Here is a 14,844-nt window from a genome sequence, read left to right on the forward strand (position 1 = left end):
AATGTCTAGGACTTTTATTGACCAGGAGACATCGATCATGGTGTCCATATTTTTCAGGTTTCAGGCCGGTTTTCGGACAAAAAATCCAACAGGCTAAAAAATAGTGTTGACGTAAAATGAACACAAGTGTTCAATCAAGTCATAAGGTAATCCTGGAGAGAGAACCGTGGAATCCCTAAATCCAACACAGCGCCGCATTCATCAAGCCGCCTTTCGCCTGTTCGCTGAAAGAGGCACCTCACAAGTGAACATCCTCGACCTCGCGCAAGAGGCCGGCGTGGCGCGCGGAACGGTCTATAGCAACATCGACAGCATGGAAAGCCTGTTCGAGGCGGTCGCCAGCCATCTCGCGAGGGAGATGCATGAGCGCGTCAACAAGAGCTTCAATTCCCTCTCCGATCCGGCTCAGCGCCTTGCCAATGGCATTCGATTCTTCATTCGTCGAGCGCACGAGGAGTCCCAATGGGGGGCGTTCATACATAAGTTCGCCATGAGCAACTCTTCGTTGCGCGAAATGTTCAGCAGCCAAGCGACTACGGATCTTCTGAGCGGGCTTTCCAGTGGCCGGTACACGTTTCAGCAGGAGCAACTGCTTTCTGTACTGACGCTCATATCGAGCAGTGTTCTTGGCTCGATTTTCCTGGTGCTGGAAGGGCACAAAACGTGGCGCGAATCGGGCTCTGACACCGCCGAGCTGGTACTGCGGGCATTGGGTGTGCCGCCAGAGGAGGCTCGTGCGCTGGCGACCAAAGAGTTGCCGGCACTTCCGTCTCTCGACTGAGCTTGTAACTGACTTGACTGGACAAACCCCTGGTTTTTTTTCAGGGGTTCGGGACAGCTTTGCCCTAAAAACCCGGAAAACAAGAACAATGAACAACAAAATCGAATTGCACCGGTTGGCGACACCACAACCCGCCCGGCATCCGCAGCCGACGGTGAAGGCCCAGGCTCTGACGCACCTGATCTTTCAAAGGCCGGACTTGAACGAGGCGGCGCGTTTTCTGACTGACTTCGGCCTGACGGTAAGTCGGCAGGACGCCGATACGCTTTATCTACGTGCCACCGAAGCCACTTCATATTGTTACCGTGTCCATCGTGCAGAACAGGCACGTTTTGTTGGGTTCGGACTTGCAGTGCAGTCTCTAGAGGATCTGAAAAAACTCACTCGAATCCCAGGTGCGTCATCGCTAGAGACGTCCGAACATCCAGGCAAAGGGTATTACGTCAGACTGACTGATCCTTCCGGTTTCATTGTGGAAGCTGTTTGCGACCAGACTCCAGGCAAGACGCTGGCGCATAGAGCTCCTCTCCACTGGAATCTGGCGCACGAGCAACCGCGAATCAACGCCACGCAGCGCCCGCCAATTGCTCCGCCTGAAGTCATTAGACTGGGCCACATCGTCATCGAAGTGGCCGACTATCAGGCGACCTGTGCCTGGTATACGCAGCATTTCGGGCTTATTCCCAGCGATGTGCAGGTACTTCCTGACGGCACACCTATCGTCACCTTCATGCGCCTTGACCTGGGTGAAACTCCCACGGCTCACCATACGCTCGCGATAGCGCAAGGGTTCATGGCGACCTATAGCCATAGCGCCTATGAGGTCGTCGATGCAGACGCCGTGGGAATGGGGCAGCGCGTCCTGCGCGAGCGCGGTTGGGAGCACTCATGGGGCATCGGCCGACACATTCTGGGCAGTCAGATCTTCGATTACTGGCAAGACCCATGGGGCGACAAGCACGAGCATTACTGCGACGGGGATATTTTCACGGCCGCTCGGCCGACGGGCATTCATCCGGTAAGCCCCGAGGCAATGGCGCAGTGGGGGCAGCGCATGCCCAAGACTTTTACCAAACCCAAGATGAGCCTCGCGAATGTGCGTGCGCTGATCCGCAACCTGCGACGCAGCCCGGACTTATCCATTCGCAAGTTGATAACACTCATGCGGATGTTCGGGTAGAGCTGCCGCCATGTCGGGCAATTCAACCAGATATGGCCGGCGCGATGTGCTCAAAGCCGGCGCTGTGATCGCCGGCGGCTCGTTGGTCTACAGCGTTGCCAGCCCCCCTTCAGAACAACACCATAATTCTCGCGCCATCGAGCACGGGAAAAACACTGCTCCAGGAGTGCCTTCAATGTCTGCAGTACACGTAGTCCGCTTTGAATTTCAGAATGGTATCCATTGGGGCGTGCTACGCCAGGGCCGTATCACAGTTGTCCCCGGTACTTTTGAAACCACCGGTGACTTCATTAGCCAGAACAGTATCGACGACCTCGCTCAACTGAAAGGTACGGAGCTTGCGGAGGGCGAAGTGAAACTGCTGTCGCCGGTGACCCGTAACCAGCAGTTCGTTTGCCAAGGCGCCAATTACCGTCAGCACATGATCGAGTCGGGCATGGACCCGGATGCGAAGAAATTCAACATGATCTTCACCAAGGCAACGAGTTGCCTGGTGGCGGCTGACAGCGACCTGATCAAGCCGCGCCACGTGCGCTTCCTTGACTACGAGATCGAACTGGGCCTTGTGATGAAACGCGCGATCACCGGCGCTATTGCTGTCACCGACGCCAATTTGCATGAGTTCATTGCAGGCGTCGTCATTGTCAATGACTACTCGGCGCGTGACATTCAGATTCCCCAGATGCAGTTCTACAAGGGCAAGAGCTACCGCACTTTCGGCCCGGTCGGCCCGTACCTGTGCCTGCTGGATGCCAAGGACATGCATTACCTCAAGGCACTGCAGCTGAAGCTGACGGTCAACGACCAGGTGCGACAGAACGACAGCACGGCCAACCTGGTTTACGGCCCCGCTGAAACCCTGACCGAACTCTCCGCCTTGCAAGATCTCGCCGTTGGCGACCTGATCGCCACCGGTACGCCTGCCGGCTGTGCCCTGACGATCCCTTCGCCTGCCAAAATGCGCATTGCAGCCCTGTTGCCAGAAGCCACCAAGTGGAAGCTTTTCCTCAAGGCGCAGGAAGGCCGGACGCAGTATCTCAAGGCGGGTGACGTGGTCGAGGCGCGTATTCGCAGCGCCGATGGTGTGATTGACCTGGGCGTGCAACGCAACCGAGTCGTGGGGGAAGCCTGATGGTCGTACAGACTCTGAATGACATCGAAAGTCTTGAACGAGTCCCCTTGTCGGAGCGTGGCCTGGCTTGCAGCACTTATGAAGCGCTGCGTCAGGCGGCCGAGCGCACCCCCGAGGCACCGGCGCTAAGCTTCTTCGCCGATGCCGGCGATTTCAAGCGCACCCACGAGTGGAACTACTCCCAGCTTTTCGCGGATATCACCCGCGCGGCAAACGCCTTCCATGACCTGGGCATAAAACCGGGTGAGGTGATTGCCTTCATCCTGCCCAACCTGCCGCAAACCCACTTCACTATATGGGGCGGGGAGGCAGCGGGCATCGCCATGGCGATCAACCCTCTGCTTGAGGCCAAGCAGATCACTGGCTTGTTGAATGCCGCAAAGGCATCCGTGGTGGTGACGCTCGCGCCGACTCCAGGCAGCGATCTGTGGCCAAAACTGGCTTCGCAGCTGGATCAGTTACCCGGGATCAGGTCTGTCGTTTGGGTCAGCATGGAGCCCTATGTCGACGAACCTGTGCGTGGGGCTCTTAAAGCCGTGGCACTGAAGGAACGAGACTTACACAGCGGCGTCGCGATCCACGATTGGCAATCGCTGATGAATGCTCAGCCGCACACACACCTGAAGAGCGGTCGGCAAATCCGTCAGGATGAGTCCTCCTCTTACATCTGCACGGGCGGCACCACCGGGCTCCCCAAGATCGCCGCGCGTACCCATGGCTCTGAAGTATTCAATGCATGGGCCATCGACGCTCACATGCAGCCACGCAGTGGTGTCCAGGTTCTGTTTTGTGGCCTGCCGCTATTTCATGTCAATGGCCAGCTGGTGACTGGACTGATGCCATGGACTCAAGGCGACCATGTGATCCTCGGGACGCCTAATGGGTATCGTGGTGAGGGGGTGATCCCACGATTCTGGGAGATGGTCGAGCACTTCGGTATCAACCTCTTTTCCGGCGTGCCAACTGTCTATGCTGCACTTTTACAAAATGAATGGCAGGGCCGCGACCTCTCCAGTCTTCGCTATGCAATCTGTGGCGCCGCACCCATGCCGGCTGAGCTTTTCCGAGAGTTCGAGCGCCGGACCGGGGTAAAGATTCTTGAAGGTTATGGTCTTACCGAGGGCGCTTGCGTTTCCTCAATCAATCCGCCCCATGGTGAGCGCCATATTGGCTCCATCGGGATACGGATCGCCTACCAGAACATGCGCGCGGTCGTGCTCAATGATTCTGGAGAGTACCTGCGCGACGCCAACGCGGATGAGATCGGCCTCATCACGATCAGTGGTCCGAACCTCTTCGAAGGCTATCTGGATGAGCGTCATAACCAGGGCCTCTGGATCGATATCGATGGTCAGCGCTGGTTGAATACGGGCGATTTGGGTCGCCAGGATGCGCAAGGTTACTTCTGGCTGACCGGACGCAAGAAGGAGTTGATTATCCGCGGCGGCCACAACATCGATCCCAAGCAAATTGAAGAGGCTCTGCAGGGGCATCCCGCCGTCGCGTTGGCCGCTGCAATCGGCAGCCCCGATGCCTACTCGGGCGAGGTGCCGGTCGCCTACGTTCAACTGCGCCCCGGGCAAGCCTGCAGCGCCGAAGAACTTGAGGCATTCGCTCAACTCAACATCAGCGAGCGGGCAGCCGTTCCCAAGCGCATTGAAATCCTCGAAGCGTTGCCACTGACTGCCGTGGGCAAGATATTCAAGCCGGCTTTGCAGCAGCGCGAGATTGCCAAAGTAGTCCAGCAGGAAGTGGAGCGCCTGGGGCTTTCGGATATTGCTGTTGAAGTCGTGCAGGACAACCGTCGTGGGTTGGTCGCCAGCATCCGGGCCGGAGCTAACCAGGAAGTCCTGACTCCGCTCTTGGGGCGCTATAGCTTTCAAGTCGAGTGGCTTAATTGAGTTCCTGATTCACCGAGGTCCTGTTCAGTCAGGGCCTTTACACAACTTCGATCAATTCCGACCAGCACTGAAAGTGCACGGGAAGGCGAAGCCTTGCCTGCGTGCAATCAACAAAAACAATAAACAAGAGGTGGAAAATGAAACTGAATAGCCGGGTGACCCCATGTTTATCTACTCAGCGTAAGTGTGCTGTCTGGATTAAATTCAGCAGTGCCATGGCACTCCTCAGCGCCTCTACAATTGCAAGCGCCAATGGCATTGCATTAAACGAACAAAGTGCAAGCAGCGCGGGGACTGCTTATGCGGGAAGGTCGTCTTCCGCGCTGGACGCCAGCACCATCTACGGAAATCCCGCAGGCTTGACGAAGCTGAAACGCCCTGAGATTTCCGGCGGGGCAGCGGTCGTCTCGGTGAGCGACGACATCAGTGATGCACAGAGCGGTGTCGCAGGAACGAATAAAGGGGATTCGGTACCTTTGGGGGTCGTACCTTTTGCTTACATGTCGACGCCCCTTGATGATCGTTTTTCGATTGGTCTGGGCCTCTATGCCCCGAGTGGTCTGATCAATGATTACGAGAGCACTTTTCAGGGCCGCTACCATGGCTCCTATAGCACGACCAAGGAAATAACCCTTCAGCCCACCATTGCCTATCGGATCAATGACTACGTGTCCATTGGTGGCGGACCGACCATAAACCGATTCAATGCCAAGCTTCAGAATTACCTGGCCACCGGCGCCCTGAACAACGGCGAGGACACACTGGTCACCGTCAAAGGCGATGACACGGCACTTGGCTACAACGTCGGCATCCTGGTTGACTTTACTGAGGCAACCAGTTGGGGGATTAACTATCACTCGAAGGTGGACTATGAACTCAAGGGGCATACTGAGGTTTCTGGCTCCCCGAGCGTTATCCCGCTGGACGGAAATTATGACAACAAGATAGACCTCACGATGCCCGAATCCGTGGACACGTCTATCACGCATCATTTCAATAGTCGCTGGAAGGGATACCTGGGAACCACCTGGAAACGTTGGAGCCGGATCCAGAAGGTCGAGGCAGTCAACAGCGGTCTTTCCCCCGTGGGCCAGGCGGCTGGCATGGGAACTGTGATCGAAGAAATGAACTGGCGCGACACTTGGAGCGCCGCAGTTGGCGGCTCCTATCAAGTGAACCAGCAATGGCTGCTGCGCGCAGGCTACGCCTATGATCCATCACCCATCAGGAATGCCGATCGCAGCGTGCGCATTCCGGTCGGGAATCGCCAGGCCGTGACCTTGGGTGGCGCTTATTCGCCGAATTCCGACCTGACGATAGACTTTGCTTATGGCTATCTCTGGGATTCCAAAGTCTCGGTGAAGCAGGCGGACAACTCTGGTCTTCAACCTGAATACAGTGCCAATTACGACAATAGTGCGAATGGGGCTTCCGTGCAGGCAACCTATCGGTTCTAAGCGACAGGACTCCATTTTTAATGGAGTCGATTTCCGCGAGCCTTTCTTAAGGTTCACCTTTAATCCTTAATCAACTATCCCAACGGGGTGATGCAGTTTTGTTGTCAATCAGTACCACTACCGCGAACACTTTCGCGGTAGTGGTCGTTCTCCATTTTTATTACCTCTAATCCCATCGAGTTTGCCACGTGAACCTTCTGAATCAGTCCAAATTTTCGACCAAGCTTTTGACCTCGTTCGTCACCTGCGCCCTGATCACCCTAATCGTGGGTGGGCTGGGGATGGTCGGGATCAACCGTTTGGCGACTGCGCTGTCTTTGACCTTTTCCAACAGCCTGGTCTCAGTGGGCAACATCAACGAAACCATGACCAGCCTGGTCGCTCACAACCGCGGGCTTTACCGGTTGCTTGACGCTCACGCCGGCGACGTGTCCGAAGCGGACAAGACGCGTGTTCGCCAGAACCTGGCGAAGGATCTGGCTCGGGCGGAAGACGCCTTCGCGACCTACCGTGCCACACCTCTGGCGGTTGATGAGCGGACAGCGGGGGACAAGTACAAAGAACTGTGGCCCGGTTATGTGGCAGGTGCCGGGAAGGTCCTTGAGTCGGTAGACGCCGGTGATCTTGATCAGGCACGCAATCGTTTGAACGCGTTGTCGGTTGACGTGTTTATTCAAGCCCGCGATTACCTGCGGGTGATGATCGATTCGAACAAGCGGCAGATCAAAGAAGGTGCCGAGGGGGCGCAGGAACTCGAAGCCAGCTCCACGCTGATCCTGCTGGTCGGGATCGTGATCGCCTTTCTGGTGGCTGTCGCTCTAGGCATTCTAATTACGCGCATGATCACTCGCCCACTGGCGGTGGCGGTCGCTAGTGCCCAGCGAATTGCCGGTGGCGATCTGACACAGAGCATTTCCACTCGCCGTGGCGATGAAGCGGGGCAACTGCTCAATGCCTTGGCGGACATGCAGGGCGGCTTGAAGCACACCCTTCAGCAGATCGCCAGCGCCTCGGATCAGTTGGCCTCCGCCGCCGAAGAGCTGAGCGCGGTCACCGAGGAAAGTACCCGGGGCCTGACGCGGCAGAATGATGAAATCCAGCAGGCGGCCACCGCTGTCAATGAGATGACAGCGGCAGTCGAGGAAGTGGCGCGCAACGCCGTGTCGACCTCCGAAGCCTCTAATGCCGCGACCGAAGACGCCGCTCATGGCCGCAGTCAGGTCCACCATACGCTCATGGGCATCAGCACCATGGTGGAAGAGATCACCGAGTCGACCGAGACGGTGACCGAACTGGCCGGGCATATTCGGGAAGTCAGCAAGGTACTGGACGTGATCCGCAGCATCGCCGAACAGACCAACCTGCTGGCGCTCAACGCTGCGATCGAAGCCGCCCGTGCTGGCGAACAAGGGCGCGGTTTTGCGGTGGTGGCCGATGAAGTGCGCGCGCTCGCCCACCGCACCCAAGCCTCGACCGTAGAAATCGAAGGCATGATCAGGACCGTGCAATCGGGCGCTAATGGGGCCGTCACTGCCATGGGCAAGAGCCTGTCGCTGGCCACCAACACTCAGGAACTGGCCCAGAGCGCCGGGGCGGCGCTGGAGAAGATTACAGACAGGGTCGTCACCATCAACGAGCGCAATCTGGTGATCGCTTCGGCGTCCGAAGAACAGGCCCAAGTCGCCCGTGAGGTGGACCGTAATCTGCTGAACATCCAGGACCTCTCGACCCAGACCGCTGCGGGTGCCAACCAGACCAGCGCTTCCAGCCAGGAACTGTCGCGGCTTGCCGTCTCCTTCAATGCCCTGGTAGCGCAGTTCAAGCTATAAGGTCCTGAGGACGGCTTAAACAGAGCGAAATCGCAGGATCTGCGCGCCGTCGAACGGGTCGATCAGGTAATGCGCCTGCACGCCAAACGTGTCCCGCAGGCGCTGCGGTGTCAGCACCTCAAGTGGCTTGCCGAGGGCCACCAATCGCCCCCGTTCCAGTACCGCCAAACGATCACAGGTCAGCGCCTGATTCAGGTCATGCAGGGCTATCAATGTCGTCACCGGCAGCGCCTGTACAACATTTAGAATGGCGAGTTGATGCTGGATATCCAAGTGATTGGTCGGTTCGTCCAGCAACAGAATCTGCGGGCGCTGGGCCAGGGCGCGAGCGATGTGGACTCGCTGACGTTCACCGCCGGATAGGCTTTGCCAGGTACGGTTTTTCAGGTGCGCCGCATCGACGTCGCGCAGCGCCTGCAGGACGATGGCATCGTCCTCACTCGACCACGGGCTCAAGGCCGACAGCCACGGCGTTCGGCCCAGGGCTACGGCGTCAAACACACTGATGGCATCCAAGGTGTCGGCCTGTTGCTCAACCACCGCCAGGGTTTGCGCGATGGTTCGCCGTGACAGTGTCTTGAGGCGCTGGCCGTTGAGGTGGATGTCTCCCCGGCTGGGGACGCGCACGCCGGCCAGCAGTTTGAGCAGCGTGGATTTTCCCGAACCGTTGGGCCCGACAAGGCCAAGGGTTTCACCGCGACGGATGTCCAGGCGGATACCGTGCAGCAACTCAGCGTCGCGGACATGGAACCCGAGGCCGGAACAATGTAGTACGGAGTCGCCGATAACAGGCGAGGCAGCATTCATCGGGCATTCCTCCGACCGATCAGGATCAACGCGAACACCGGCGCTCCAACCAGTGCAGTGATGACGCCGACCGGGATCACCTGGCCTTTGATCAGCGTCCGGGAGAGGACATCGGCGGCGATCAGAAACACTGCACCACCCAGCGCACTCGCCGGCAGCAGACGCGCATGCCGGGTGCCCAGCAGCAGTCGCACGGCATGGGGGATGACCAGTCCGACGAAACCGATGGAGCCGACAATCGACACCATCACTGCCGTCACCAGTGCGGCGCAGCTAATCAGCAGAAATTGCACTCGGCGTACCGGAATGCCGAGCGAGGCGGCTGAGTCGGCGCCAAAGGTGAAGGCATCCAGCGCCCGACGGTGCCACAGGCACACCGCGAGACCGGTCAATGCCACGGGCACCGACAGCCACACCGACGGCCAGCGCACACCGCTGAGATTGCCGAGCAACCAGAACATGATGCCGCGGGCCTGTTCGGAACTGGCCGACTTGGTGATCAGAAACGCCGTGAGCGCATTGAACAACTGCGACCCGGCAATCCCCGCCAGGATGATCTGCCCGGTACCGCCAGATGAACCGCTGGCGCGGGCCAGCAAAACAACCACGGCGAAGGCAGCAACGGCGCCGGCAAACGCCCCGACCGACAGCGAAACCAGGCCCGCCCCGAGGCCCAGCAATGCCACCATTACAGCGCCCGTCGAGGCGCCGGCGGAAATGCCGAGCAGATAAGGATCGGCCAGCGGGTTGCGCAACAGCGATTGCAGGATCACCCCGCAGGTGGCCAGGCCCGCACCGCAGGCCGCTGCCACCAGCGCGCGGGTCAGGCGGTAATTCCAGACGATGCCTTCGTCTATGGGGTCGAGGACATAACCAGCCGTCCACAGTTTGTTGGCCAGCACCTGGAACACCACGCTCGGTTCGATGCTCGTTTCACCGATGGCCACACCGGCAATCACGGCCAACAGCAGTGTCAGCAATGCCAGCAGCGTACGAATCAGCGTCCCGGTCATTTCGGCAGGTCGTAGCCGTTGATGGCTGATGCCAGGGTTTCAAGACCGTCGAACATTCTCACGCTGGCCTGCATGGCCATGGCGTCGAGGATGATGATGCGGTTGTTTTTCACGGCGTCCATGTTGCGGGTCACCGGGTCGCTGCGCAGGAATTCCAGTTTCTTTTGATAGTCGTCAGCCGGGAAGCGACGGCGATCCATGCGTGCGATGACCAGGAAGGTCGGGTTGGCCTTGGCGATGGTTTCCCAGCCGACGGTTGGCCATTCTTCATCGGACTCCACCACGTTGCGCACACCCAATGTGTTCAACATGAAGTCGGGGATGCCCTTGTGCCCGGCGACATAGGGGTCGATATCCAGACTGGCGCTGGAGAACCAGAGCAGCGCACTGGTGTGCTTCAGGTCCTTGTTCTGTACGGTGGCAATGGACTTGGCCAGGCTGGCCTTGAGTTGGGCGTTCAGCTGCTGGCCACGTTCCTGCACATCGAAGATTTCAGCCAATTGGCTGATGCTTTTGTAGAGGCTGTTGATGCGAAACGCCTCTAGCCGTGTGCCGTCGGCACCGACCAGGTTGTCCTTGGCTTCGCAGTCGGAGGGCATCAGGTAGGTCGGGATCTTCAGTTCATGAAACTGGTCGCGAGTACCGACCACGCCTTGCGGGCCGATCATCCACTCCAGTTCCACTGCCACCAGCTGTGGACGCTTGCCGATCACCGCCTCGAAACTCGGCTCGTTATCGGCCAGGCGTTCGATCATGTCGTTCTCGGTTTTGTACTTGGTCAGCACATCGTTGAACCACAGCGAAGTGCCGACCAGCTTGTTGCCAAGGCCCATGGCGTAAAGCATTTCAGTGCCCGCCTGGCCGATGGTCACGGCACGGCTGGGTGCCTGCTGAAAGGTCAGCGTGCTGCCACAGTTCTCGACAGTCAGGGGATAGTGGGTCGGGGCCGCATGGGCGAGGGTGGACAGACCCAGGGCGGTGACGAGGGTGGCAAGGCGGGACAGCAGCATGACGCAATCTCCATGTGACCGTACAAGAGCAGGGGTACGGACTGGAAACACATCATCGAACGCTGCCAATAAAGCAGTGAAGTGCCGGTCACTCAGGTGACGCCCGGCGCAAGGATGTCCTTCCCGGACACCCCGCCGGTTAGTGATTTGCTTGGCCGGCAGGTCTCCTGACTGATGCGTCGTCGCCAGGCTCCAGCCTTCCCGGGAGTGATCCCAGTGGCAGTTCAGGAGCAGGCTCAGCACCTACAGTTGCGGGGGCAGTTCCGTTTGATGCCGTGTCAGGCATCTCGGATTCCCTATTAATCCCATTTGGAAACCGGCGGCCGGCATGGTAGTCGATCATGCCGAATATCACCACTGAGCGCTTTTGGCCGTGGATTCAACCAGTTCAGACGCTCAACGGCTGGCCGCCACGATCAGCATCATGGGTCGCTCGATTTCATCAGAAAGTGCAGGGCGATCAGCAAGATCGTCTTCGGTCGGCCCCCATTCGTTCACGTGATCGAGGGTGAATCCGGTCTGGATCAGCAGATTCAGTAGCGTGCCCAGCGTTCGATGCTGTTTGACGACGCCATCGCTGAGCCAGTTCGTCAACCGGGGACCTTCCACCTGATAACTGTCTACCGGCCATGACTTGCGCCCTTGCGCGTCTATGATCCAGTCCGGTCGGCGTGACGCCATATAGATGGGATGCTCAATGGAAAACACCAGCCTTGCACCGGGTACCAGTGCGTCATGTACGTTGCGCAATAGCCCTGCCAAGTCACTGATGTAATGAAACGCGAGTGAGCTGTAGGCCAGGGTGAAACCGGATTTGGCAAGTTCGAGCCCCTCCAGGTCGGCCCGCTTATAAATCACCCGTGAGTCGTGTGTGGTGGCGACAGCGCGCTCCAGCATCTTTTCCGAGACATCCAGCCCCAGCACGCGATCGGCGCCCTGGTCGGCGGCCCATCGACAAAACCAGCCATAACCGCAACCCAGGTCCACGACCTTCTGGCCGGACATTTGCGGCAGTAACGATCTCAACGCCGGCCACTCCGGGGCACCGGCCAGTCCTTGGAGCGAGCGGGGCAGTTGGCTGTATCCGTCGAAGAACTCAGGGCTGTCGTAGATATTCTGGGTCACTGATGATCTCGCTGGGTATGTGCATGTCGGCTTCAAGTAAAAAAGTCTACGAGCAGGCGACAGGTTAGAGCAAGCGTGTGAATCGCTTGACCTTCATGGAAAGCGTTATAAGCCCGTGCGCAACTATTCATAACCAGATGTTCATTTTTACGGCCCATTGATTATAAGTAAGTGTTCACTGTTGCCTGGAAGACATCACCTGAACACAGTGCCGTCAGAATCACACTTAATTCTGTCGACTAAAAATAATAAGTCATTGAAATAAAACGAATATTAAGTTTGGCATAGCGTGTGCAATGACGCCCTTGAGGAATATAAAAATCAATAAGCCTCGCCCGTATTCATAGTAAGGGAGTCGAGCTTTGGAAGTATCTTTGCGTGTAAAGGGGCAAACTTACGCAAGCGTAAGACCCAAAAATCATCGGGGTGTATTTAGTGCATTAAGCATGAGCCTTATGTTGCTGGGGACGCATCAGGGCGTGTGGGCCGCGTCAACGGGCGAAAGTGAGGAAAATACAGCGCCTGCTGATTCAAAACGTCTGGCTACTGTGGTCGTGCAGGGTCAGCAGCTGAGCGAAAAAGAACAGGCCAGGCAGGTGCTCAACGAAGTCCCTGGCGGTACCGCGCAGGTGGATTCCGCGACCGTGGAAAAACGCCGCGTCGCGACCAACCAGGATGTGTTGGCTTACCAGCCGGGTGTTTACGCTCAGTCAGTCGGCGGCGCTGACGGGATCAAACTGTCCATCCGCGGCTCGGGCATCAACAAGGGCGTCAATTACTTCCGTTCCGGTGTGTATTTAATGTTCGACGGGCTGCCGGTCAGTGGCCCTGGCGGTACGCCCTATGAGTTGTTCGAGCCGCTGGGACTGTCGCGCACCGATATTCTGCGGGGCGCCAACGGCTTCGATTACGGCTCGCTGACGCTGGGCGGCGCGGTCAACTATGTCACCAAAACAGGTTATGACGCGGCGCCCCTGGAAGTGCGTTATGAGGCGGGCAGCTATGGCTATCAGAAGCGTCAGATTGCGTCAGGCCAGGTGCTCGGTGATTTCGATTACTACTTCAGCCTGACGGACTCGGAACAGGACGGTTATCAGGACCATACGAACGGATCGAGCAAGGGCTTCGCCGGTAACTTCGGCTACAAATTTAATCCCAATATCGAAACGCGCTTTTACCTGCGTTATCGCGAAACCGATAACGACACGGGTGGCTTACTGACGCGCGATGAAATTGCGCATCACCCACGTCGAGCCAATGCCACCAACCTTGCACAGGACGCTTCGCGCAAGCAGCCGGGTTCGACCTGGGTCGCCAACAAGACCACGATCCATCTGGACGACAATTCCCGGCTGGAACTGGGTGCGGTGTATCACGACTACCCAATCGACATCAGAGGTGGGGTGAACCGCGCGAAATGGGGTTACAGGGATGTTTCCGCTTCGGTGCAGTACGTGCGCGACGACGAAATTTTCGGCCATGCCAGTACGACCCGCGTCGGGTTGCTGTCGACCAAGCATTTGCCGGGTGAGGGCTTCCAGAAGACCTATGTGAGGATTCCGGCAGGCGCCACGGCGGGGTTACCGGTCGGCACACTGATCCGTGAGGCGAGCTACGAAGGCATGGATAACGTCTTCCATGTCAGTAATGACACAGAGCTGGTCAACGACCTGTGGCTCACCACGGGTCTGTCGATGATCTACACCAAGCGCGAAACCGAAGTGGAGTACCCGGTTACCAACGATCGCTTTGAAAAGAATGACTGGGACTATGCACCTCGTATTGGTCTGCGCTACGACTTCACTCCGAACTTTCAGGTGTACGGCAACATCAGCCGTTCGGTCGAGCCGCCAAGCGACTGGCAGATCCTCACCGCGCCGCCGAGCTTCACCAGCGGGCCCGCCAGAGGTCTCGCCCGTGCAGGCCTGGACCTGGTCAATCAGACGGCAACCACTTTTGAGCTGGGGACACGGGGCAAGTTCGACAATAACGTCTGGAGCCTGAGTTACTACTACTCCAGGGTTAACCATGAGTTGCTCTCGGTTGAAATCGTACCGGCGACCACTACCACGGCGGCGATCACGGCTGAATCCAATGGCAGCGCGACGATTCACCAAGGCGTGGAAGCCGGCCTCGAATCAACGCTATGGCAGGGCAGCGATATCAACAAGCTGACCTTGCGCCAGGCTTATACCTACAGCGATTTCCACTTCGTCAACGACGACAAGTTCAACGCCAACGAATTGCCGGGCATTCCTAAACATTACTACCAGGGCGAGCTGCAATACGACTTTGCCAATGGTGTTTACGTGGGGGTCAACACGCAGATCGGTTCGAAAATGTCGGTGGACTACGCCAACTCCTTCTACACCAGGCCGTATCACGTCTTCGGCGCGACCATTGGATGGAACTCGCCCAAGAAATCCTGGGCGACCTATCTGGATCTACGCAACCTGACCGACCGCCACTACACGACGGTCGTCAGCCCGACGTACGACGATGGCGGCGTTGACCGTGCACGCTCTTATCCGAGTGACGGCTTCGGCATCTACGGTGGCGTGAGTTATCGCTTCAACTGATTGACACCCCAGATGCGCAGCCACCTGGTC

Annotated in this window: 9 protein-coding genes, 3 pseudogenes and 1 riboswitch; of the genes and pseudogenes, 8 read left to right on the forward strand and 4 right to left on the reverse strand. The window is 58.0% G+C overall.

Annotated features, from left to right (window positions below; translation table 11 throughout):
* Nucleotides 1-166 precede the first annotated feature (166 nt).
* The 7 genes and pseudogenes from ACYZT5_RS06080 to ACYZT5_RS06110 form a co-directional block, all read left to right on the forward strand.
* Nucleotides 167-781 (forward strand): TetR/AcrR family transcriptional regulator, encoded by a 615-nt coding sequence (locus ACYZT5_RS06080; protein ID WP_462050265.1) that lies wholly within the window; start codon nucleotides 167-169, stop codon nucleotides 779-781.
* An 88-nt stretch (nucleotides 782-869) separates the two neighbouring features.
* Nucleotides 870-1,961: a VOC family protein gene (locus ACYZT5_RS06085; RefSeq protein WP_462050266.1), complete on the forward strand. Its 1,092-nt coding sequence runs from the start codon at nucleotides 870-872 to the stop codon at nucleotides 1,959-1,961.
* 175 nt (nucleotides 1,962-2,136) lie between these two features.
* A complete protein-coding gene (locus ACYZT5_RS06090; RefSeq protein ID WP_462050267.1) occupies nucleotides 2,137-3,093 on the forward strand; it encodes a fumarylacetoacetate hydrolase family protein in 957 nt (318 codons plus the stop codon).
* Complete coding sequence (locus ACYZT5_RS06095) at nucleotides 3,093-4,994, forward strand: acyl-CoA synthetase (RefSeq protein WP_462050268.1); 1,902 nt, start codon at nucleotides 3,093-3,095, stop codon at nucleotides 4,992-4,994. The genes ACYZT5_RS06090 and ACYZT5_RS06095 overlap by 1 nt, the downstream gene beginning before the upstream one ends.
* Before the next feature lie 137 nt (nucleotides 4,995-5,131).
* Nucleotides 5,132-6,451 (forward strand): outer membrane protein transport protein, encoded by a 1,320-nt coding sequence (locus ACYZT5_RS06100; protein WP_462050269.1) that lies wholly within the window; start codon nucleotides 5,132-5,134, stop codon nucleotides 6,449-6,451.
* Between the two features lie 188 nt (nucleotides 6,452-6,639).
* Nucleotides 6,640-7,374 (forward strand): annotated as a pseudogene (locus ACYZT5_RS06105) (MCP four helix bundle domain-containing protein); the annotation flags it as partial.
* Nucleotides 7,375-7,683: 309 nt separating this feature from the next.
* Nucleotides 7,684-8,280, forward strand: a pseudogene (locus ACYZT5_RS06110) (methyl-accepting chemotaxis protein); the annotation flags it as partial.
* 263 nt (nucleotides 8,281-8,543) lie between these two features.
* On the opposite strand, the pseudogene ACYZT5_RS06115 reads toward ACYZT5_RS06110, so the two are convergent.
* From ACYZT5_RS06115 to ACYZT5_RS06130, 4 genes and pseudogenes are all read right to left on the reverse strand, one after another.
* Nucleotides 8,544-8,967: pseudogene (locus tag ACYZT5_RS06115) on the reverse strand (ABC transporter ATP-binding protein); the annotation flags it as partial.
* 116 nt (nucleotides 8,968-9,083) lie between these two features.
* On the reverse strand, nucleotides 9,084-10,100 hold the full coding sequence (locus ACYZT5_RS06120; protein ID WP_462050270.1) for a FecCD family ABC transporter permease: 1,017 nt from the start codon (nucleotides 10,098-10,100) through the stop codon (nucleotides 9,084-9,086).
* Complete coding sequence (locus ACYZT5_RS06125; protein WP_462050271.1) at nucleotides 10,097-11,110, reverse strand: ABC transporter substrate-binding protein; 1,014 nt, start codon at nucleotides 11,108-11,110, stop codon at nucleotides 10,097-10,099. The genes ACYZT5_RS06120 and ACYZT5_RS06125 overlap by 4 nt, the downstream gene beginning before the upstream one ends.
* A 140-nt stretch (nucleotides 11,111-11,250) precedes the next feature.
* Nucleotides 11,251-11,446, reverse strand: a riboswitch (cobalamin riboswitch).
* Nucleotides 11,447-11,506: 60 nt separating this feature from the next.
* Nucleotides 11,507-12,235, reverse strand: a complete 729-nt coding sequence (locus ACYZT5_RS06130; protein ID WP_462050272.1) for a class I SAM-dependent methyltransferase — start codon at nucleotides 12,233-12,235, stop codon at nucleotides 11,507-11,509.
* A gap of 455 nt (nucleotides 12,236-12,690) precedes the next feature.
* Between ACYZT5_RS06130 and ACYZT5_RS06135 the strand changes: the two genes are divergently transcribed.
* Complete coding sequence (locus tag ACYZT5_RS06135; protein ID WP_462052199.1) at nucleotides 12,691-14,814, forward strand: TonB-dependent receptor family protein; 2,124 nt, start codon at nucleotides 12,691-12,693, stop codon at nucleotides 14,812-14,814.
* The last annotated feature ends 30 nt before the right edge of the window (nucleotides 14,815-14,844 follow it).

Source organism: Pseudomonas sp. LB3P14 (assembly GCF_054898045.1).

Bases quoted from the DNA above. Each gene is read 5' to 3' on its own strand.
- ACYZT5_RS06085 (WP_462050266.1), top strand. From the start codon at position 870: ATGAACAACAAAATCGAATTGCACCGGTTGGCGACACCACAACCCGCC.
- ACYZT5_RS06090 (WP_462050267.1), top strand. From the start codon at position 2,137: ATGTCTGCAGTACACGTAGTCCGCTTTGAATTTCAGAATGGTATCCAT.
- ACYZT5_RS06095 (WP_462050268.1), top strand. From the start codon at position 3,093: ATGGTCGTACAGACTCTGAATGACATCGAAAGTCTTGAACGAGTCCCC.
- ACYZT5_RS06100 (WP_462050269.1), top strand. From the start codon at position 5,132: ATGAAACTGAATAGCCGGGTGACCCCATGTTTATCTACTCAGCGTAAG.
- ACYZT5_RS06120 (WP_462050270.1), bottom strand. From the start codon at position 10,100: ATGACCGGGACGCTGATTCGTACGCTGCTGGCATTGCTGACACTGCTG.
- ACYZT5_RS06125 (WP_462050271.1), bottom strand. From the start codon at position 11,110: ATGCTGCTGTCCCGCCTTGCCACCCTCGTCACCGCCCTGGGTCTGTCC.
- ACYZT5_RS06135 (WP_462052199.1), top strand. From the start codon at position 12,691: ATGTTGCTGGGGACGCATCAGGGCGTGTGGGCCGCGTCAACGGGCGAA.